This window comes from Microbacterium sp. ZW3a, from assembly GCF_057167165.1.
Window position 1 is genome coordinate 1,455,513 of sequence record NZ_CM169903.1, and the last position, 19,915, is coordinate 1,475,427.

Below are 19,915 nucleotides of genomic sequence, written 5' to 3' on the forward strand. Positions count from 1 at the left end.
GTCAGCTGATGCGGCCGAGGTAGTCGCCGGTGCGCGTGTCGACCTTGATCTTGGTGCCGGTCTCGAGGAACAGCGGAACCTGCATCTCGTAGCCGGTCTCGACGGTGGCGGGCTTGGTGCCGGCCGACGAGCGGTCGCCCTGCAGGCCCGGCTCGGTGTAGGTGACCTCGAGGATCACGGACGGCGGCAGCTCGATGTAGAGCGGGTTGCCGTTGTTGAGGGCGATCTGCACCTGCTGGTTCTCGAGCAGGAAGTTCGCCGCGTCGCCGACGGTGGCCGCGCCCACGGTGATCTGGTCGTAGTCGGCGACGTCCATGAAGACGAAGCCCTCGCCGTCGTTGTAGAGGTAGGTGAAGTCACGACGGTCGACGTTCTCGACGTCGATCTTGGCGCCGGCGTTGAACGTCTTGTCGACGACCTTGCCCGACATGACGTTCTTCAGCTTCGTGCGGACGAACGCGCCGCCCTTTCCGGGCTTGACGTGCTGGAACTCCACGACGCTCCAGAGCTGACCGTCGATGTTCAGGACGACGCCGTTCTTGATGTCTGCAGTGGATGCCATGAGGTTCGATATTCCGTTTCGTGAGTCGGTGGGGGCGCGCGCTCCGGCAGTCGCCCGACGATCGAGTCTACGCGATGGGCGCTCAGCCGTCCGCGCGGCCCTGGATGACCTCGACGAGGAGGTCGACGGCTCGCGCGTACCCGGGCACGCCCTCGCCGATGACGTGCACGGCGGCGACGTCCTCGATGTACGAGAAGTGCCGGAAGGTCTCGCGCTCCTTGATGTTCGAGATGTGCACCTCGGCTACCGGCAGGTCGACGGATGCCAGCGCGTCCCGCAGCGCGACCGAGGTGTGCGTGTAGCCCCCGGCGTTGATCACGATGCCGGCGCAGTCCGTGCGCGCGGCGTGGATCGCGTCGATGAGCGCGCCCTCGTGGTTGCTCTGGATCGCGCGCACCTCGAGGCCGTGCCGCGCGGCGGCGTCGGCGGTGATCCGCTCGACATCCGCGAGGGTGTCGCGACCGTAGATCTCGGGCTGGCGCGTGCCGAGCAGGTTGAGGTTCGGCCCGTTGACGAGCAGCAGGCGTCGCGGCGTGCTCACGCGCCGACCTCTTGGTAGGCCGCGAACAGCAGCGACTCGTCGGGCGCCTGCAGCACCGTGGGGCGGGCGAGGTCGTCGAGCACGATGAAGCGCAGCATGCTGCCGCGGGACTTCTTGTCGCGCTGCATCGTCGCCTTCAGCGTCTGGAACGCTCCGGCGCGGTAGGTCGTCGGGAGCCCGAGCGACTCGAGCACCGTGCGGTGACGCTGCGCGACGTCGTCGGACAGGCGTCCGGCCAGGCGCGACAGCTCCGCGGCGAACACCATGCCGACCGAGATCGCGGCGCCGTGACGCCAGCGGTAGCGCTCCGCGTGCTCGATCGCGTGACCGAGGGTGTGCCCGTAGTTGAGCACCTCGCGCAGTCCTGCCTCGCGGAGGTCTTCGCCCACGACGCGGGCCTTCATGTCGATTGCGAGCTCGATGCAGCGGCGGAAGGCCTCGCCGCGGGAATCGACGATGTTCTCGGGGTCGGCCTCGATGAGGTCGAGAATCTCCGGATGCCAGATGAACCCGGCCTTGACCACTTCGGCGAAGCCGGCGGTGGCTTCGTTCTTCGACAGCGTCTCGAGCAGGTCGAGGTCGCACACCACCGCGACCGGCGGCCAGAACGCCCCGACGAGGTTCTTGCCCTCGGCGGTGTTGATACCGGTCTTGCCGCCCACGGCGGCATCCACCATCCCGAGCACCGTCGTCGGCACCTGGACCAGGGCCACGCCGCGGAGCCATGTCGCGGCGACGAACCCGGCGAGGTCGGTGACCGCTCCCCCGCCGAAGCCGATCACGGCATCCGTTCGGGTGAAGTCGGCCTGGCCCATGACCTGCCAGCAGAATGCCGCGACCTCGACGCGCTTGCCCTGCTCGGCGTCGGGGATCTCTGCCAGGAGCACCTGACGGTCGCTCACGAGCTGCGCGCGCAGTGCCTCGGCCTGTGCCGCGAGGGTCGGCGGGTGCACGATGAGCACCTTGCGCGCGGCGGTGGGGAGCTTCTCGCCGAGGGTGGCCAGCAGTCCGCGCCCGATCGTGATGTCGTAGCCCGCGTCGCCGGCGACGGTGATGGTGGTGGTGTCGGTCATGGGGTCTCCTCGGCCGGGACGCCCTGCGCCCAGGCCACGATGTCGTCGACGACGTGAGCCAACGGGCCCGACGAGGTGTCGAAGGCGATGTGCGCGGTCGACTCGTAGATCGGCCGGCGCTCGTCGTAGATGCGGAGCCAGTGCTCCATGGGGTCTTCGCCGCCCAGCAGGGGCCGTTCGTCTCCGTGGATCCGCGCGGCGACGACGTTCGGGGTCACCGTCAGCAGCACCACGCGGTGGTCGCCGAGGCGACCACGCGTCTCGGGGTCGAGCACGGCTCCCCCGCCCAGCGCCACGACGCCGCCCCGCTCCAGAGCCTCGGCCACGGCCGCGCGCTCGAGGATGCGAAAATGCGCCTCGCCGTGGGCCGCGAAGATCTCTCGGATCGGCCCGTGGTCGCGCACGATGATCTTGTCGGTGTCGGTGAAGGTCTCCCCCATCGCCCGCGCGACACGTCGGCCGATGCTGGTCTTGCCCGCGCCCATCGGTCCGATGAGCACGAGCGCGCGGCCCGTGGCCTCAGCCGAGGTCATGCGCGAGCAGCGCCGCGTCGGAGGCGTCGGTGGTGCGCAGCGTCTCGGGCAGGTGCGCGAGGTAGGTGTCGAGGTTGCGTCGGGTCTCGGCGACGTTGTCGCCGCCGAACTTTTCGAGCACCGCCTCGGCCAGCGTGATCGCGACCATTGCCTCGGCCACGACCCCCGCGGCGGGGACGGCGCACACGTCGGAGCGCTGGTGGTGCGCGGCGGCGGTGTCGCCGGTGGAGACGTCGACCGTGCGCAGGGCGTGCGGGATCGTCGCGATCGGCTTCATGCCCGCCCGCACCCGCAGGACGGTGCCCGTGGACATTCCGCCCTCGGTTCCGCCGGCGCGGTCCGAGGAACGCGTGATGCCATCGGCGGTGGCGAACAGTTCGTCGTGCGCCTGCGAACCGCGACGGGTCGTGGTGAGGAAGCCGTCGCCGACCTCGACGCCCTTGATCGCCTGGATGCTCATGAGCGCCTGCGCGAGCTTGGCATCCAGCCGGCGGTCCCACTGCACGTGCGACCCGAGCCCCGGGGGCAGACCGTACGCGAGCACCTCGACGATGCCGCCCAGCGTGTCACCGGACTTCTTCGCGTCGTCGACCTCGGCCACCATCGCGGCGGACGTCTCGGGGTGGAAGCAGCGCAACGGGTCGGCGTCGAGGCGATCGACGTCGTCGGGCAGCGGGAAGGGCGCGTCGTCGGGCACGCGCACCGGGCCGATCGAGAGCGTGTGGCTGACCAGACGGATGCCGAGTTCGCCCAGGAACGCGCGGGCCACGGCACCGAGGGCGACGCGCGCCGCCGTCTCGCGGGCCGAGGCGCGCTCGAGGATCGGACGGGCCTCGTCGAAGCCGTACTTCTGCATGCCGACGAGGTCGGCGTGGCCGGGGCGCGGGCGCGTGAGCGCGGCGCCGCGGCCGCGGGAGCGGTCGGAGAGCTCGACCGGCTCGGGGCTCATGACCTCGACCCACTTGGGCCATTCGGTGTTGCCGATGCGCAGCGCGATCGGGCTGCCGATCGTGTAACCGTGCACGATCCCGGTCGACAGCGTCAGCTCGTCTTCCTCGAACTTCATGCGCGAGCCGCGGCCGTAGCCGAGCTTGCGGCGGGCGAGATCGGCGCGGATCTGCGCGGGCGAGATCGGGACGCCGGCGGGCATCCCCTCCATGAGGGCGACCAGTTCGGGGCCGTGGGATTCCCCGGCCGTGAGCACGCGAAGCATGTTCCTATCCTCCCACGACCGCGGCGCGCATCGCGGACAGTACCGCGTCCTCGGACGCGAGCGGCTGCGCCGGGTCGGCCCCGACGAAGACGCGCACCTGCAGCAGTGCCTGGTGCAGCAGCATCCCGAGGCCGTCGTGCGCCCGCCGGCCCGCGCGCTGCCACGCGACCGCGAGAGGAGTGGGCCACCCGCCGTACACGACGTCGACGAGCGGACCCCCGACGGATGCCAGCGCGTCGGCGGTCGCGCCGAGGTCGGTGCCACCCGGGAGCGTGGCGATCGTGACGTCGACGCTCGCGGGCGCAGAGTCGTCGAGGGCGGCGACCGTCACCGGCAGGTCGAGACCCTTGCCGAGCGCGACGAGCGGGGCCGCCGCCTGGGGTCGCCGGGCTCGCACCTCGACGGCGCCGGCTCCCACGCGGGCCGCGGCGACGACGGCCGAGGTCGCGGTCGCGCCCGCGCCCAGGACCCGCACCCGTGCCGGGGCGTCCACGCCGATCTCGCGCAGCGCCCGGGCCAGTCCCCCGACGTCGGTGTTGAAGCCGTGCGGTCCGTCCTCGCTCAGCAGCAGCGTATTCGCCGCGCCCGTGCGCCGGGCGTCGTCGTCGAGCGTCACCGCGGCCATCGCCGCGACATTCTTCAGCGGCATCGTGAGCGAGAGACCGCGCCAGGTGGCATCCAGTTTCTGCAGGTGTGTGACGAACTCGTCCTCGGAAACGCGCTGTCGACCGTACTCCCAGGGCAGCCCGAGCTCGCGGTACGCCGCCGCGTGCAGCGACGGCGACCGCGAGTGGTCGATCGGGTCTCCCCAGACGGCGAGCCGGGTCGGGGTCAGCATCCCGAATTCGGGTTCTCGCCGCACCACGCGCGCCACTGGTCGACGGCCGCCAGGTGATCGCTGTAGGTCGACGTGAACACGGTCTCGCCCGTGTCGAGGTTCACCGTGACGAAGTAGAGCCACGGTCCATCGACGGGATTCATGGCCGCGTCGATGGCGAGATCGCCCGCGTTGGCGATCGGGCCGACGGGCAGGCCCGGGTACATGTACGTGTTGTACGGGTTGTCGTTGTTGCGCGCCTCTTCCGAGGTGCTCACCGAGCCGCTTCCCAGCTCGTCGGCGCCGTACTGCACGGTGGAGTCCATCTCGAGCTTGCCGAAGGTCTCCTGGTTCGACGGGTCGAGGCGGTTCTCGATCACGCGCGAGACCTTGAAGAAGTCGTCGCGGTTGCGCGCTTCGCGCTCGATGATCGAGGCGACCGTCAGAACCCGTTGGCGGTCGTCGACGGGCACTCCCGCCGCGTCGAGCGACTGGACGGTCCGCTGCACCATGCGCCCGATGACATCGGTCGCGGTGACGCCCTCGTCGAAGTCATACGTGGCCGGGAAGATCCACCCCTCCAGCGACGACGCGGGCACCCCGTAGGCGGCGGGGTTCGCGACGGCGGCGTCGAGGCCTTCCATCGGCAGGCCCAGCTGCTCCGAGATCACCTCGAGCGACTGACGCAGCGTCAGTCCCTCGCGCAACTGCACCGAGTAGTTGAGACGGTTCGCCGGGTCGCGGAGCGCCTCGAGGACCGCTGCCGAGGTCATCTGCTGCTGCAGTCGGTAGACACCGGGCTGGAAGGTGAAGGCGACGGAGTTGTCGACCATGTAGGAGTACAGGGAGGTGGATGCCTTGGTCACGCCGGCTTCGAAGAGCTTCGGCGAGACCGATTCCCCGGTGTCGCCCGAGACGATCGTGACGCGGGCCTCGCCCGTGGCCATGCCCGCTTCGAAGTCGAGGGGTTCGTCGGCGCCGAAGAACGCCTGGACGCGCGGGCCGTATTCATTCCACAGGGCGAACCCTCCACCGACGAGTCCGCCGAGGATCACGACGACGATCGCGAGAGCGATCCATCCCCCCGCGCGGCGGCGCTGACGTGGCGGCTGCGCGGCACCGCGCACCTGATCGGTCGTGGCCTGTCCGGCGAAGAGGTCTTCGAGAGAACCGCTCGCGGGCGGGCGGCCGCCGCCGGAGCCTGCGGTCGACGCCGCGGCGGCGCCCGCCAGGACACGCTCGGGTTCGCGCTCAACGACCCGGGTGCCGCCGGCGGCCTGCGCGTCTTCGTGCAGGCGGCGCATCTGCGGGGTTTCGGCGCGAGAGACTCCGGCCGCACCGGGAACCGTGCTCGGCGCGGGGATGGGCGAAGGCGTCTCGGGAGATTCCGCCTGCGCCGCGGGAGTGGGAGTGCTCTCGGGCGTGGGCCCGGTTGCAACCCGCCGCGCCTCGCGCGCGGCCCGGCGAGACGGGGGCGGTGTCTGTGTGGCGGCGGCGCTGTCGTCGACGGGGTCGGATTCCGACCGTCGTCCCCGAGGGTCGGGAAGACGGCCGTACAGCTCGGCGAACGGATCGGAGGGGTCGTTATCGGGCATATCAGGCGGGCTCCTGTCCCGGTGCTACGGCGGGTCCGGCCGGCACGCCGGACTGTCGCTCCACGTCGAGCGCCTGCTGCAGAAGCACCACAGCGGCGACTTGGTCCACAATGCTACGAGAATCCCGCTGAGTGCGGCCTGCCTGCCGCAGAACTCCGTGTGCCGAAACGGTGCTGAGCCGTTCGTCGACGAGGCGCACGGGCACCTCGAGCGCCGTCGCCAGGTCGGCGGCGAAGCGCCGGGCGTCTGTCGTTGAGGGGGTGTCCTCCCCGCGCAGGTTCAGCGGAAGACCCACGAGCACCTCGAAAGCCTCGTACTCGGCCACGAGGGCCGCGATCCGCCGCACGGGCTCGCCTTTTCGGGGAACCGTTTCGACCGGAACCGCGAGCAGACCGTCCGGGTCCGACCGGGCGACCCCGACGCGCGCGCGCCCGACGTCGATCCCGAAGCGGATGCCACGGCGGAACTCGGTCACGCCGTCGTCGCCCGCACCTCGGCGACGATGCCGTCGAGCGCCTGCGGCAGGGCCGCGGCATCCGTTCCCCCGCCCTGGGCTACGTCGGGACGTCCGCCGCCGCCGCCGCCGAGCACGCCCGCGGCCGACTTCGCCAGGGCGCCCGCTGCGAGACCGCGCTCGCGTGCGGCGTCGTTCGTGACGACGACGACCGTGGCACGGCCGCCCGCGACGCTCCCGAGAGCGACGACCGCGGGGTCGGAGCCGAGGCGGTCGCGCACCTGCAGCGCGAGCGAGCGCACGTCGTCGGCCGACGCGCCTTCGCCCAGCGACTGAGCCACGACGCGGACCGCACCCACGGCCACGGCGGACTCCGCCAGCTGCGGCAGTCGGTCGGACAGGGCGCGGGCCTCGAACGCCGCGATCTTCTTCTCGGCGGCCTTGAGACTGGCCGCGAGTTCCGCGATGCGCGTGGTCAGCTGCTCGCGGGGGGTCTTGAGCGACGTCGACAGCTGCGAGACGATCGCGCGCTCGGCGGCGAGGTCGCGGAACGCGTCGAGACCGACGAGCGCTTCCACGCGGCGATTGGACGCGCCGACCGACTGCTCGCCCACGAGGTTGACCAGTCCGATCTCCGCGCTGCGGGACACGTGCGTGCCGCCGCAGAGTTCGCGCGACCACGGGCCGCCGATGTCGACCATGCGTACGGTGTCGCCGTACTTCTCGCCGAACAGGGCCATGGCGCCAGCGGCCTTGGCCTCGTCGAGCGACATCACGCGCGTGGTGACTTCGAGGTTGTCGCGGACGGCGTTGTTGGCGATGTCTTCGATCTCGGTACGGGTCTCGGGCGACAGCGCCGAACCCCAGCTGAAGTCGAAGCGCATGTAGCCGGCGCGGTTGAGCGAACCGGTCTGCGTCGCGGAGGAACCGAGGGTGTCGCGGATCGCGGCGTGCACGAGGTGCGTCGCCGAGTGCGCCTGCTGCGCCGAGTGGCGGTTGAGCGCGTCGACGACCGTGGTGGCCGGGGCGTCGATCGAGACCTCACCGGTGGTCACCTCGACCGTGTGGCTGATGAGGCCCGGCACGGGCCGCTGCACGTCGAGCACCTCGAGCTCGTACCCCGGACCCACGATGACGCCCTTGTCGGCGACCTGGCCGCCCGACTCGGCGTACAGCGCGGTCTCGGCGAGCACGATCTCGGCGATCTGGCCCTGTGCGGCGCGGTCGGTGCTCCGACCGTCGACCAGGATGCCGAGCACGGTCGACTCGGTCTCGAGATCGGTGTAGCCGGTGAAGACCGTCTCGCCGAGCGCGCGGAACTCGCGGTACGCGCTCTGGTCGGCGATCGCGCCCTTGCGAGCGCGGGCGTCCGCCTTCGCGCGAGAGCGCTGCTCCTGCATGAGGCCGTCGAACGCCTCCCGGTCGACGCTGAGCCCCGCCTCCTCGGCGATCTCGAGCGTCAGGTCGATCGGGAAGCCGTAGGTGTCGTGCAGCAGGAAGGCTTCGGAGCCCGACAGCGTCGTGCTCCCGCCGCTCTTGGCCTCCGTCACCGACTGGTCGAGGATCGCCGATCCGGCCGCGAGCGTGCGGAGGAACGTCTGCTCCTCGGCGATGGCGTACGCCGAGAGGCGCGCGTATTCGGTTTCGACCTCGGGGTACGACTCCTTCATCGCGTCGCGCGAGGCGGCGAAGAGCTCGGGGAAGGTGGGGCCCTCGACGCCGAGCAGGCGCATCGAGCGGATCGCGCGACGCATGATGCGGCGCAGGATGTAGCCCCGGCCCTCGTTCGAGGGGGTGACACCGTCGGCCAGCAGCATGAGCGACGAACGGACGTGGTCGGCGACGATGCGCAGCCGCACGTCGTCTTCGTGCGCCTCGGAGCCGTAGGCCTTGCCCGCGAGCGTCGCCGCGAGGTCGAGGACCGGACGCACCTGGTCGGTCTCGTACATGTTGTCGACACCCTGCTTGATGAACGCGATGCGCTCGAGCCCCATGCCGGTGTCGATGTTCTTGGCCGGGAGCTCGCCGACGATGTCGAAGTCGTACTTCGACCGAACGTTCGTGATCTCGTACTGCATGAACACGAGGTTCCAGATTTCGACGTAGCGGTCGTCGTCGGTCGCCGGTCCGCCGTCGATGCCGTAGGCGGGTCCGCGGTCGAAGAAGATCTCTGAGCAGGGGCCGGCGGGGCCCGGAAGACCCGTCGACCAGTAGTTCGTGTCTTTCCCGAGCCGCTGAATGCGCTCCTCGGGCAGGTCGGTGAGGCGCAGCCAGAGGTCGTGCGCCTCGTCGTCTTCTTCGTAGACGGTGACCCACAGGTCTTTCGGGTCGAAAGCGAGGCCGCCGTCGTCTTCCGACGAGGTCAGCAGCTCCCACGCGTAGCGGATCGCGTCTTCCTTGAAGTAGTCGCCGAACGACCAGTTGCCGAGCATCTGGAAGAAGGTGCCGTGCCGGGGGGTCTTGCCGACCTCTTCGATGTCGTTGGTGCGGATGCACTTCTGCACGTCAGCCGCGCGCGGGTAGGGCGCGGGTACCACACCGCTGAGGTACGGGATGAACGGCACCATGCCGGCGACGGTGAACAGCAGCGCCGGGTCGTCGGTCACGAGCGACGCCGACGGGACGATGGTGTGGTTCTTCTTCTCGAAGTAGTCGAGGAAGCGCTGTGCGATCTCGGCGGTTTTCATGTCGGGTCTTTCCGTGCGCGTGCGGATCCGCCCCGGCGACCGGGGCGGGATGCCGGGAGGTCAGTCGGTCGAGGTGGTCTTCTTCACCGCGTCGGCGGCGTCGCCGACCGCGTCGGCGGTCGCGTCTGCCACGGAGGCGGCGACCTCTTTGGCGTCGTCGAGGATCTGCGACAGGCGCGTCTCCTGGTCGTGGTAGGCGTTGCTCATGCGGTCGGTGAACTCACCGATGCGAGCGTCGACCTGCGCGAGCAGCTCCTGGCCGCGAGGGTCCTTGTTCACCAGGTGGGCGGCGACGAAGCCTCCGGCAATGCCCAACACGAACCAGACGAGGCTTCTCACGATCACCACTTCTTCCTCGAGGGAGCGCCGCGGGCGCGGCATCCCCTCATCGTAGGCGACAGCCCCCGTGTCGCGCGTGTTCGACGGGACGGATGCCGCCCGGCCTGGCATCCAGGGCCGTTCTCGGCGCGCAGAACTCCTGCGGAGGTGCCGTTGCGGAGGTGCCCGGGCTGCTCGGCCGCCGATGGCGACGGAGTTGTGCCGCAGTGAAACGGCGAAGGGCGCCGGGAGAACCCGGCGCCCTTCGGCTCGTGAGTCGAGGACTCAGCGAGCGGCGTAGTACTCGACGACGAGCTGCACGTCACACGTGACGGGCACCTCGGCGCGCTTGGGGCGACGCACGAGCTTCGCCTGCAGCGTCGAGAGGTCGACCTCGAGGTAGCCCGGAACGGGGGGCAGAACCTCGGCGTGCCCACCGGCGGCCGCGACCTGGAAGGGCTCGAGACCCTCGCTCTTGGTCTTGACGTGGATGAGCTGACCCGGCTTGACGCGGAACGACGGGCGGTCCACGAGCTGGCCATCGACCATGATGTGGCGGTGCACGACGAGCTGGCGGGCCTGGGCGGTGGTGCGGGCGAAGCCCGAACGCACGACCAGGGCGTCCAGACGCATCTCGAGCAGCTCGACCAGGTTCTCACCGGTCAGGCCGTCGGTGCGGCGGGCCTCGTTGAACGCGATGCGCAGCTGCTTCTCGCGGATGCCGTACTGCTCGCGCAGACGCTGCTTCTCGCGCAGACGGACGGCGTAGTCGCTGTCGGCCTTGCGCTTGGTGCGGCCGTGCTCGCCGGGAGCGTAGGGACGCTTCTCGAGGTAGCGGGCGGCCTTCGGGGTGAGCGCGACGCCGAGGGCGCGCGACAGACGGACCTTGCGGCGGTCCTGGGACTTCGTTGCCACGAAGTACTCCTTCCGATGACGTGGCCGCGCCTTTCGCGGCTCACGGACGTATCGCCCCCTTCCGCCCGATCCGGGACGCACGCCGGGGCGCACCGGAAGGTGATCACAGGAAGGAGGGGATGCCCGAAAACCCTGTTTCGAGCCGGTTTATGTTACCAGAGCGACCTGCACCCGGCCGGTCAGCCCCCGTCGAGGATGCGGCGGATCTTTTCCAGCCGCGCGGACACCTCGCGCTCGGCGCCGTGCGAGGTCGGCTGGTAGTACTGCTTTCCGCGCAGCTCATCGGGCAGGTACTGCTGCGCAACGATGCCGATGTCGCTGTCGTGGGAGTACTTGTAGCCCTTGCCATGCCCCAACCGTTTGGCTCCCGGGTAGTGCGCGTCGCGCAGGTGCAGCGGCACTCGCCCGAATCCCCCGGCCCGTACGTCGGCGATCGCGGCGTTGATCGCGTTGTAGGCGGCATTGGACTTCGCCGTGGTGGCGAGGTACACCGTCGCCTCGGCGAGAGGGATACGCCCCTCGGGCATGCCGATGAAGGCCACCGCGTCGGCGGCGGCGACGGCGATCTGCAGGGCCTGCGGGTCGGCGAGCCCGATGTCTTCGGCGGCGGAGATCACCAAGCGGCGCGCGATGAATCGGGGGTCCTCCCCCGCCTCGATCATGCGGGCCAGGTAGTGGATGGCCGCGTCGACATCGGACCCGCGCACCGACTTGATGAAGGCGCTGATCACGTCGTAGTGCTCGTCGCCCTGGCGGTCGTAGCGCAGCAGGGCCCGGTCGACGGCCTGCGCGATGTGGTCGCCGGTGATGACGGGGCGTACGGGGGTGGCATCCGGCGACTCGGCGTCGTCATCAGTTGCGGCGTCGTCTGTGTGCTCGGAGTCGGCAGCGACCGACGCCGCAGCCTCGAGCGCCGTCAACGCGCGGCGCGCATCGCCTGAGGCCAGGCGCACCAGGGCGGCGCGCGCCTCGTCGCTGAGCACGACCCGGTCGGCGAGCCCGCGGGGGTCGACGACGGCGCGGTCGACGAGGGCGCCGAGGTCGTCATCGCCGAGCGGTCGGAGCGTGAGCAGCAGGGACCGCGACAGCAGTGGCGAGATGACAGAGAACGACGGGTTCTCGGTCGTCGCGGCGATCAGCACCACCCACCCGTTCTCGACCCCGGGAAGGAGAGCGTCTTGCTGAGCCTTGGTGAAGCGGTGGATCTCGTCGAGGAACAGGATCGTCGACTGGCCGTACAGGTCGCGCTGCGTGAGGGCCTCTTGCATCACCTCGCGCACGTCTTTGACCCCGGCCGTGATCGCCGAGAGCTCCACGAAACGTCGACCCGACGACCGGGCGATCGCCTGGGCGAGCGTGGTCTTTCCCGTGCCGGGTGGTCCCCACAGAATGACCGAGACGGCCGACACGGATGCCGAGGAATCGGCGCCGGCGAGGGTGACCAGCGGCGAGCCCGGCCGCAGGAGGTGGCTCTGGCCGGCGACCTCGTCGAGGCTCGTCGGTCGCATACGCACCGCGAGGGGGGTCTGGCCCTGAAAGAGGGCGGAAGCACTGGTCACCGATCCAGGCTAATCGCGCCCACCGACACCGGATCGAGCGCCTTTGTGGCCCGCCGCGCCCGATGCGTAGGATCGGGGGCGGTCCGCGGGCGATGAAGTGAGGTCGATGTGGCGACGGGTGGCAAGGATCGGCAGAGCCGAGAGCAGCGTGAGCGTGCACGGGTGTATCAGGCGCGTCAGGAGATGCACCAGCGCCAGGGACGCCGCCGCGGGCGCGACAACGTCCTCGCGCTGATCATCGGTCTCGCGGTCATCGCGGGGGCGATCGGTGTGCAGACGCTGTACTTCGTCTCCGGCCCCGGTGCGCCCGTCCCGGCGCCCTCATCGACCGGGACGCCGACCCCGGGCTCGACGACGCCGGTCGCGCCCGAACCGACACCCAGCGGGACGCCGACGCTCTGAGCCTGTGGACGCGGCACGGGTCGTACTAGGCTCGGAGAGTCCTTCTCCCCCAGGCGGCCCTGCCGCGATGAGGTGCTTCCCGTGACTTCCGTTCCCTCCCCCGACTCTTCCGAGCAGACCGGCACCGCCGCCGACGACACCGCGGCCGCCGATCACCCCGTCGACGCACCTGCGGAGACCGCGGCCCCCACACCCGACGAGGCGGCCGTGGAGGCCGTCGAGACGGATGACGATGCCGGTTCCGCCGGTGACGAGGGAGCCGCCGAGGCCCCGGGTGTTGAGTCCGAAACCAGCGACGCCGAGGCGTCGGACGTCGAGTCCGCTCCCGCGCCGGCCGTCGCCCCCCGTCCCGGTCCGCGCCCCGGCGCGCGGGTCGCCGCTCCCGCCGAACCCTGGGGCCGTGTCGACGACGACGGCACCGTCTCGGTGCGGGAGGGCGACGAATGGCGTGTCGTGGGCCAGTACCCCGACGGCACCGCCGACGAGGCGATGGCGTACTACCAGCGCAAGTTCTCCGACCTCGCCAGTGAGGTGACTCTGCTCGAGGTGCGCCACCGCCGTGGCGGCGCGTCGGCGAGCGACCTGCGTTCGACGGCTGCCACGGTGCGGTCCAAGGTCGAGGGCGCGGCAGCGGTCGGCGATCTCGCCGCCCTGCGCGAGCGCCTCGATGCGCTCACGGCCGAACTCGCCGAAGCGAGCGAGACCGAGGCCGCCGCGGCCAAGGAGGCCGTCGACGACGCCGTGCGCGAGCGCACGGAGATCGTCGAGCAGGCCGAGGCCCTGGCCGCGCGTGACCCGCAGACCGTCCAGTGGAAGCAGATGACAGCCGACATGTCGGCTCTCTTCGACCGCTGGCAGGCCCACCAGCAGAACGGGCCTCGCCTGCCCAAGTCGACCGCTCAGCAGCTCTGGCGCCGTTTCCGCGATGCCCGGGCGACGGTCGACCGGCACCGCCGCGAGTTCTTCTCCGCTCTCGATGAGACCCACAAGGCCGCGCGCGACGTGAAGGCGCGCCTGGTCGATCGGGCCGAAGCGCTCGCCCCGCGCGGGGAAGACGGCATCCCGGCGTACCGTGATCTGCTCGACGAGTGGAAGGCGTCCGGGCGCGCCGGGCGCAAGGTCGACGACGCCCTGTGGGCCCGATTCAAGGCTGCCGGTGATGCGCTCTACGGCGCTCGTATCGAGCGCGAGTCCGCCGATGCCGAGGCGTCGAAAGAGAAGATCGAGCAGAAGCGTGCCCTCCTCGACGAGGCCGCCCCGATCGTCGACGAGAAGAACCTCGCCACGGCCCGGCAGAAGCTCACCGCCATCCAGCGTCAGTGGGACGAGATCGGTCGCATCTTCCCCCGCGACAAGGAGCGTGTCCTCGACGACGAGCTCCGCAAGATCGAGCAGAGCGTCCGCACCCGCGAGGACGCCGACTGGAAGCGCAACGACCCCGAGCAGAAGGCGCGCGCCAATGACATGACGCGTCAGCTCACCGACGCGATCGACAAGCTCGAGGCCGAGCTGGCCGCGGCCGAGGCCAAGGGCGACAAGCGCGCGGCGGCACAGGCGGCCGAGGCACTCGAGGCACGCCGCACCTGGCTGCGCGCACTCGGCGGCTGAGCGTTCTCCACAGTTCGGCGTCTTCGGGCGCGCAGGGAGAGACCATCCCGTCACACTGGCGGGATGGTCTCTCCCTTTCTCTATTTCGCCGGCGAGCGGCTCTCCCTCGCTGAGCTCACTGCCGCGTGTCTGGACGGGCTGCTCACCCCGATCGGCGAGGGGTACATGCCCGCTGACGCGGTCGAGACGACGTGGATGCGGGCCCGCAGCCTGGCGCCGCTGATCGACGACCGGCTGGCGGCCGTTCGTCTGAGCGCCGCGTGGGTGCACGGCGGGGTCGACGTCGAACCCGCCCGGCACCGGGTGCAGCGCGCGAGCGCCCGGCGCGCCCGGCCCGTGCGCGGCGCACGCGTCGTCTACCACGACGTACGACTCGACGCCGCCGACGTCGTGACGATCGCCGGCGTCCACGTGGCGCGTCCGGAGCGCGCGCTGGTCGACCTCGCCCGCTCGGAGGACGCGGCCGACCACGACGCGGCGCGGACGTGGGCACGAACGACGCCGGGCCTCGTCGACGGAGCGCTCGGCTGGCTCGCCCGGCATCCGAGATTCCCTTACGGGAGGCGCGCCGAGGAGGTGCTCGCGACCGCTACGACGACGTGACGCGGTACACGTCGTACACGGCGTCGATGCGCCGCACGGCGTTGAGCACGCGGTCGAGGTGCACCGTGTCGCCCATTTCGAACACGAACTTGCTCAGCGCGAGACGGTCGTTCGTGGTCGACACGGTTGCCGACAGAATATTGACGTGGTGCTCGCTGAGCACCCGCGTGACGTCGCTCAGCAGGCCCGAGCGGTCGAGCGCCTCGACCTGAATCTGCACGAGGAACACGCTCTTGGTCGTCGGGGCCCACTCCACCTCGATCAGTCGCTCCGGGTCTTCGCGCAGCGACTTCACGTTGGTGCAGTCGCCGCGGTGGACCGAGACGCCGCTGCCGCGCGTGACGAAGCCGACGATCTCATCGCCCGGCACGGGGGTACAGCACTTGGCGAGCTTGACCAGGATGTCGGGGGCACCGCGCACCAGCACGCCGGAGTCGCCCCCGCGGGGCGCGCGACTGCGACCGAGCTGCGGGAGATCGATCGGGCCCGTCGAGGTGTCATCAGCGCTGACGAGCGCGGTGACCTTCTCGATAACGGACTGGGTCGACACGTGCCCCTCGCCGACCGCGGCGTAGAGTGCGGCGACGTCTTCGTAGTGGAAGTGGCGAGCGACCTCGGCGAAGGAGTCCTGGTTCATCAGGCGCTGCAGCGGCAGGTTCTGTCGCCGCATCGCGCGGGCGATGGAGTCCTTCCCCTGCTCGATGGCCTCTTCGCGACGCTCCTTGGTGAACCAGCCGCGGATCTTGTTGCGGGCACGGGTGCTCTTGACGAATCCGAGCCAGTCCTGGCTGGGGCCCGCATCGGGGTTCTTCGAGGTGAACACCTCGACGACATCGCCGGACTGAAGTTCGGTCTCGAGCGGCACGAGTCGGCCGTTGACCTTGGCCCCCATCGTGCGGTGACCGATTTCGGTGTGCACGGCGTACGCGAAGTCGACCGGCGTCGCGCCCTTCGGAAGGCCGATGACGCGACCCTTCGGGGTGAAGACATAGACCTCCTTCGCACCGATCTCGAAGCGGAGGGAGTCCAGGAACTCGCCCGGATCGGCGGTCTCGGCCTGCCAGTCGGAGATGCGGGCGATCCAGGCCATATCGGTGTCGGATGCCTTGGCGTCGGTCTTGCCGCCGGCCATGCGCTCTTTGTACTTCCAGTGCGCGGCGACGCCGAACTCGGCCTGCTGGTGCATCTCGTGCGTGCGGATCTGGATCTCGACCGTACGCCCGCTGGGTCCGATCACCGTCGTGTGCAGCGACTGGTACAGGTTGAACTTGGGGGTGGCGATGTAGTCCTTGAATCGCCCCGGCAGCGGCGTCCAGCGCGCGTGGATCGCGCCGAGCACGGCGTAGCAGTCGCGCACGGTGCCCACGAGGATCCGGATGCCGATGAGGTCGTAGATGTCGTCGAACTCGCGGCCGCGAACCACCATCTTCTGGTACACGGAGTACAGCTGCTTGGGTCGTCCCATGACGCGCCCGCGCACGCGGAGTTCACGCAGGTCGGCATCGATCGACCCGATGACCGTCTGCACGTACTGCTCGCGCTGCGGGGTGCGCTGCTTGACCAGGCTCTCGATCTCGGCGTAGAGCTTGGGGTGCAGCACGGCGAACGAGAGGTCTTCCAGCTCGCTCTTGATCGCCTGGATGCCGAGACGATGGGCCAGCGGCGCGTAGATCTCGAGAGTCTCGGTGGCCTTCTTGGCCGCCTTGTGCGGGGGGACGAAGCCCCACGTGCGCGCGTTGTGCAGCCGGTCGGCCAGCTTGATGAGCAGCACGCGGATGTCGCGCGACATCGCGACGATCATCTTGCGGACGGTCTCGGCCTGCGCGCTCTCGCCGTACTTGACCTTGTCGAGCTTGGTGACGCCGTCGACGAGCATCGCGACCTCGTCGCCGAAGTCCGCGGCCAGCTCGTCGAGCGGGTAACCGGTGTCTTCGACGGTGTCGTGCAGCAGGGCCGCGGCGATCGCCTTCGGCCCGAGCCCGAGCTCGGCGAGGATCTGGGCGACCGCGAGCGGGTGCGTGATGTACGGCTCACCGCTTTGGCGCTTCTGACCGTTGTGCGCCCGGTCGGCGACGGCGTACGCCCGCTCGATGATTCCGAGGTCGCCCTTGGGGTGGTGCGTCCGCACCGTCCGCAGGAGCTTGTCGACGTCGTCGCGCCGGGCCGCGCGCGAGAAGATGCGCGGAACGAGACGTCGAAGCGACGACGGCGGTGGCAGCGGGGACGTGGTCTCGGTCATCTTTCCCCTCCCCCGCGTTCGACGGTCAGTCGATCAATCCTACGCCCGGCGGGCGGGCGCCCCGCCGTCAGGCGGGGACGCCGGCCTTCTCCCGAGCGGCGAGCACGCGGGCGTCGCGCTCCTTCACCGGGGTCTCGCGCTCGCGCAGCAGCGCGTAGAGCGGGACCGAGACGAAGAGCGTCGAGTAGGCCGCGATGATCGTGCCGACGAAGATCGACAGCGAGATGTCGCTGAGCGTGCGCGCCCCCAGGGGGACGCCGATGAAGAGGATGGCACCGACCGGCAGGATCGCCACCACGGTGGTGTTGATCGAGCGGATGAGGGTCTGGTTGGCCGCGAGGTTGACCGACTCGGCGAAGGTGCGCCCGGAGATCTCGCCGTCTTCGGTGGTGTTCTCTCTCACCTTGTCGAACACGACCGTGGTGTCGTACAACGCATACGAGAGGATCGTGAGGAAGCCGATGACGGCGGCCGGAGAGATCTCGAAACCGAACAGCGCATAGATGCCGATCGTGATCACGAGCACGTCGACGAGGCCGACAATAGCGGCGACCGACATCTTCCACGTGCGGAAGTACAGCGCGAGGATGACGAAGGTCAACGCCAGGAAGATCGCCAGGCCCCACAGCGACTGGCGCGTGACGTCGGCACCCCAGGTCGGCCCGATGAAGGAGTTCGTGATCTCGCTCGACGCAACGCCGTAGGTCTCGGCGAGGGCCGCCGACACGTCCTGCGTCTGCTGATCGTCGAGCTGATCCGTCTGCACGCGTACGGCCTGATCGCTGATCGTGGTCACGCGCGTCGCGGCATCCGGGACGACCGATTCCACGGCCTCCGTCGCGAGCGCCTGGTCGAAGCTGGCGGGGTTCGAGACGGTGAACTGCGATCCGCCGGTGAACTCGATGGAGAACTGCACCGGGCGGAGAAGCGGAACGAGCGCCGCGCCGATCACCAGTACTGCGGCGATGAGGAACCACAGGCGCCGCTTCTGCACGAAGGGGAAAGAGGTCTTCCCCGAGTACAGGTCGTTGCCGAGCTGCGTCATGGAGCGCATCAGGCGTCTCCCTCCTTCGTGGAGCGGCTATCGCTCTGGGCGGCGGCGAGTTCGGCGCGCTTGCGTTCGGCGATCGTCTGTCGGCGCTGTGCCTCGCCGCGCGAGCGGTTGGCGCGGCCCGAGACAGCGGCAGCCGGGGCGCGGAACTCCGCGCGGCCGCGGTAGACCGCGCCGAGCGCGTGGGGGTCCATGCCCGAGAGCGGGTGGCCCGAGCCGAAGAACCGCGTCCGTGCGAGAAGCTGCATCACCGGGTGGGTGAAGAGGATGAAGATGAGGATGTCGATCGCGGTCGTGAGGCCGAGCGTGAACGCGAAGCCCTTCACCGTGGCATCCGCGAGGATGTAGAGCACGATCGCGGCGAGGATGTTGATCGACTTCGAGATGTAGATCGTGCGCTTCGCGCGCGACCATCCGTCTTCGACCGCCGCCGTGATCGACTTGCCGTCGCGCAGCTCGTCGCGGATGCGCTCGAAGTAGACGATGAACGAGTCGGCGGTGAAGCCGATCGTCACGATCAGACCCGCCACACCCGCGAGCGAGAGGCGGAAGCCCATGCGCCACGCGAGGATGCAGAGGGTGACGTACGTGAGCACCGCCATGACGCCGAGCGAGGCGATGATCACCATTCCCAGGGCTCGGTAGACCACGAGGGAGTAGATCGCGACGAGCCCGAGGCCGATGAGACCCGCGATGAAGCCGACCTGCAGCTGCTGCGAGCCGAGCGTCGCCGAGACGGTGTCGGAGCTGACGACCTCGAAGCTCAGCGGCAGGGCGCCGTACTTGAGCTGGTCGGCCAGGGCCTTCGAGGTCTCTTGCGTGAAGCTGCCGGTGATGCTGGGGCGGCCGTCGAGGATGATGCCGTTCATGGACGGCGCCGACAGGACCGAGCCGTCGAGCACGAAGGCGAACTGGTTCAGCGGCGGCTGGGCGCCGTACAGGCGCTGGCTGATCTCACCGAACTTCTGCGTGCCCTGGTCGTTGAACGCCAGGTTGACCGCCCACTGGCCGGTGTTCTGCTCCTGGCCGTTGGTGGCGTCGCTGATGTCGGTGCCGTCGAGCTCGACGGGGCCGAGGATGTACTTGACCGCGCCCTCTTCGCTGCACGTGATGAGGGGCTGGTCGGTCGGCGCCTGCGCGGGGTTGTTCGTGGGGTTGGCACAGTCGTACGCGAGGAACTGCGCCTGCAGCGCCGGCGTGATCCACGACGGGTCGCTCCCGTTCGTCGGCGAGGCCGTCGGCGTGGCCGGCAGCGCCGGGTCGGGGGTGGGGTACGGCGTGCTCTGGCCGTCTTCGCCGACGAACGACGTCGCGGGAGAGCCGGTGAACAGCACCGCGCGCAACTGCAGCTGAGCCGAGCTCTGGATGCGCTCGCGCGTGGCCTCGTCGGCCTGGCCCGGGATCTGGACGACGATGTTGCGGCCGCCCTCGGTGGCCACGTCGGCCTCGGCGACGCCCGAGGCGTCGACGCGCTGACGGATGATCGTCACCGCCTGCTGCAGCTGCTCGGCGTCGGGGTCGGCGCCATCGGTGGTCTGCGCGGCGAGGATGATCTGCGTTCCGCCCTGCAGGTCGAGGGCGAGGTCGGGGGTCCAGGAGCTGGCCTGGAAGGCATACACGCCGAGCGCGTTGATGCCGAACAGCACGCCGGTGATGGCGAGCAGTCCGGTCAGCACGCGCCAGGCGTGGCGGACGGGAGTCGAGGGCGCCACGGAGTCGGCTTTCTGTGCGGCGGGGAACGGAAC

Annotated in this window: 18 protein-coding genes; 3 read left to right on the forward strand and 15 right to left on the reverse strand. The window is 70.1% G+C overall.

Annotation, left to right across the window (positions count from 1 at the left end; all coding sequences use genetic code 11):
- Nucleotide 1: 1 nt before the first annotated feature.
- The 12 genes from efp to ACU6WY_RS06865 form a co-directional block, all read right to left on the reverse strand.
- Complete coding sequence (gene efp / locus ACU6WY_RS06810; protein WP_483821688.1) at nt 2-562, reverse strand: elongation factor P; 561 nt, start codon at nt 560-562, stop codon at nt 2-4.
- Nucleotides 563-644: 82 nt separating this feature from the next.
- Entirely contained in the window at nt 645-1,103 is a 459-nt protein-coding gene (gene aroQ, locus ACU6WY_RS06815) for a type II 3-dehydroquinate dehydratase (protein ID WP_483821689.1), read from the reverse strand.
- On the reverse strand, nt 1,100-2,176 hold the full coding sequence (gene aroB, locus ACU6WY_RS06820) for a 3-dehydroquinate synthase (RefSeq protein WP_483821690.1): 1,077 nt from the start codon (nt 2,174-2,176) through the stop codon (nt 1,100-1,102). Before aroB ends, aroQ begins: the two co-directional genes overlap by 4 nt.
- The gene (locus ACU6WY_RS06825; protein ID WP_483821691.1) at nt 2,173-2,709 is read right to left on the reverse strand and encodes a shikimate kinase; all 537 of its coding nucleotides are present in this window, start codon (nt 2,707-2,709) and stop codon (nt 2,173-2,175) included. Before ACU6WY_RS06825 ends, aroB begins: the two co-directional genes overlap by 4 nt.
- Entirely contained in the window at nt 2,696-3,922 is a 1,227-nt protein-coding gene (gene aroC, locus ACU6WY_RS06830) for a chorismate synthase (protein ID WP_483821692.1), read from the reverse strand. Before aroC ends, ACU6WY_RS06825 begins: the two co-directional genes overlap by 14 nt.
- 4 nt (nt 3,923-3,926) lie before the next feature.
- Nucleotides 3,927-4,760, reverse strand: a complete 834-nt coding sequence (locus ACU6WY_RS06835; RefSeq protein WP_483821693.1) for a shikimate dehydrogenase family protein — start codon at nt 4,758-4,760, stop codon at nt 3,927-3,929.
- Nucleotides 4,754-6,334 carry an endolytic transglycosylase MltG gene (gene mltG / locus ACU6WY_RS06840; RefSeq protein WP_483821694.1) on the reverse strand — a complete coding sequence of 527 codons (1,581 nt, stop codon included), beginning with the start codon at nt 6,332-6,334 and terminating at the stop codon, nt 4,754-4,756. The genes ACU6WY_RS06835 and mltG overlap by 7 nt, the downstream gene beginning before the upstream one ends.
- Before the next feature lies 1 nt (nt 6,335).
- The gene (gene ruvX, locus ACU6WY_RS06845) at nt 6,336-6,809 is read right to left on the reverse strand and encodes a Holliday junction resolvase RuvX (protein WP_483821695.1); all 474 of its coding nucleotides are present in this window, start codon (nt 6,807-6,809) and stop codon (nt 6,336-6,338) included.
- On the reverse strand, nt 6,806-9,475 hold the full coding sequence (gene alaS / locus ACU6WY_RS06850; protein ID WP_483821696.1) for an alanine--tRNA ligase: 2,670 nt from the start codon (nt 9,473-9,475) through the stop codon (nt 6,806-6,808). The genes ruvX and alaS overlap by 4 nt, the downstream gene beginning before the upstream one ends.
- 60 nt (nt 9,476-9,535) lie before the next feature.
- Nucleotides 9,536-9,856: an ATPase gene (locus ACU6WY_RS06855; protein ID WP_483821697.1), complete on the reverse strand. Its 321-nt coding sequence runs from the start codon at nt 9,854-9,856 to the stop codon at nt 9,536-9,538.
- A gap of 222 nt (nt 9,857-10,078) precedes the next feature.
- Nucleotides 10,079-10,708, reverse strand: coding sequence for a 30S ribosomal protein S4 (rpsD, locus tag ACU6WY_RS06860; RefSeq protein ID WP_483821698.1), 630 nt, complete (start codon nt 10,706-10,708; stop codon nt 10,079-10,081).
- Between the two features lie 179 nt (nt 10,709-10,887).
- A complete protein-coding gene (locus ACU6WY_RS06865; protein ID WP_483821699.1) occupies nt 10,888-12,267 on the reverse strand; it encodes a replication-associated recombination protein A in 1,380 nt (459 codons plus the stop codon).
- 162 nt (nt 12,268-12,429) lie between these two features.
- Between ACU6WY_RS06865 and ACU6WY_RS06870 the strand changes: the two genes are divergently transcribed.
- From ACU6WY_RS06870 to ACU6WY_RS06880, 3 genes are all read left to right on the forward strand, one after another.
- Nucleotides 12,430-12,669, forward strand: a complete 240-nt coding sequence (locus ACU6WY_RS06870) for a dioxygenase (protein ID WP_483821700.1) — start codon at nt 12,430-12,432, stop codon at nt 12,667-12,669.
- An 81-nt stretch (nt 12,670-12,750) separates the two neighbouring features.
- The gene (locus ACU6WY_RS06875; RefSeq protein WP_483821701.1) at nt 12,751-14,277 is read left to right on the forward strand and encodes a DUF349 domain-containing protein; all 1,527 of its coding nucleotides are present in this window, start codon (nt 12,751-12,753) and stop codon (nt 14,275-14,277) included.
- Between the two features lie 63 nt (nt 14,278-14,340).
- On the forward strand, nt 14,341-14,880 hold the full coding sequence (locus ACU6WY_RS06880; RefSeq protein WP_483821702.1) for a type IV toxin-antitoxin system AbiEi family antitoxin: 540 nt from the start codon (nt 14,341-14,343) through the stop codon (nt 14,878-14,880).
- Here the strand turns inward: ACU6WY_RS06880 and ACU6WY_RS06885 are convergent.
- From ACU6WY_RS06885 to secD, 3 genes are all read right to left on the reverse strand, one after another.
- Nucleotides 14,867-17,119, reverse strand: a complete 2,253-nt coding sequence (locus ACU6WY_RS06885; protein WP_483821703.1) for a RelA/SpoT family protein — start codon at nt 17,117-17,119, stop codon at nt 14,867-14,869. The genes ACU6WY_RS06880 and ACU6WY_RS06885 overlap by 14 nt on opposite strands.
- Nucleotides 17,120-17,186: 67 nt before the next feature.
- Nucleotides 17,187-18,173 (reverse strand): protein translocase subunit SecF, encoded by a 987-nt coding sequence (secF, locus tag ACU6WY_RS06890; RefSeq protein WP_483821704.1) that lies wholly within the window; start codon nt 18,171-18,173, stop codon nt 17,187-17,189.
- A complete protein-coding gene (gene secD / locus ACU6WY_RS06895) occupies nt 18,173-19,882 on the reverse strand; it encodes a protein translocase subunit SecD (protein WP_483821705.1) in 1,710 nt (569 codons plus the stop codon). Before secD ends, secF begins: the two co-directional genes overlap by 1 nt.
- Nucleotides 19,883-19,915 lie beyond the last annotated feature (33 nt).

Coding starts and splice junctions, on each gene's coding strand:
- efp (WP_483821688.1), bottom strand. CDS start 562: ATGGCATCCACTGCAGACATCAAGAACGGCGTCGTCCTGAACATCGAC.
- aroB (WP_483821690.1), bottom strand. CDS start 2,176: ATGACCGACACCACCACCATCACCGTCGCCGGCGACGCGGGCTACGAC.
- ACU6WY_RS06825 (WP_483821691.1), bottom strand. CDS start 2,709: ATGACCTCGGCTGAGGCCACGGGCCGCGCGCTCGTGCTCATCGGACCG.
- aroC (WP_483821692.1), bottom strand. CDS start 3,922: ATGCTTCGCGTGCTCACGGCCGGGGAATCCCACGGCCCCGAACTGGTC.
- ACU6WY_RS06835 (WP_483821693.1), bottom strand. CDS start 4,760: ATGCTGACCCCGACCCGGCTCGCCGTCTGGGGAGACCCGATCGACCAC.
- mltG (WP_483821694.1), bottom strand. CDS start 6,334: ATGCCCGATAACGACCCCTCCGATCCGTTCGCCGAGCTGTACGGCCGT.
- alaS (WP_483821696.1), bottom strand. CDS start 9,475: ATGAAAACCGCCGAGATCGCACAGCGCTTCCTCGACTACTTCGAGAAG.
- ACU6WY_RS06855 (WP_483821697.1), bottom strand. CDS start 9,856: ATGCCGCGCCCGCGGCGCTCCCTCGAGGAAGAAGTGGTGATCGTGAGA.
- ACU6WY_RS06880 (WP_483821702.1), top strand. CDS start 14,341: ATGGTCTCTCCCTTTCTCTATTTCGCCGGCGAGCGGCTCTCCCTCGCT.
- ACU6WY_RS06885 (WP_483821703.1), bottom strand. CDS start 17,119: ATGACCGAGACCACGTCCCCGCTGCCACCGCCGTCGTCGCTTCGACGT.
- secF (WP_483821704.1), bottom strand. CDS start 18,173: ATGCGCTCCATGACGCAGCTCGGCAACGACCTGTACTCGGGGAAGACC.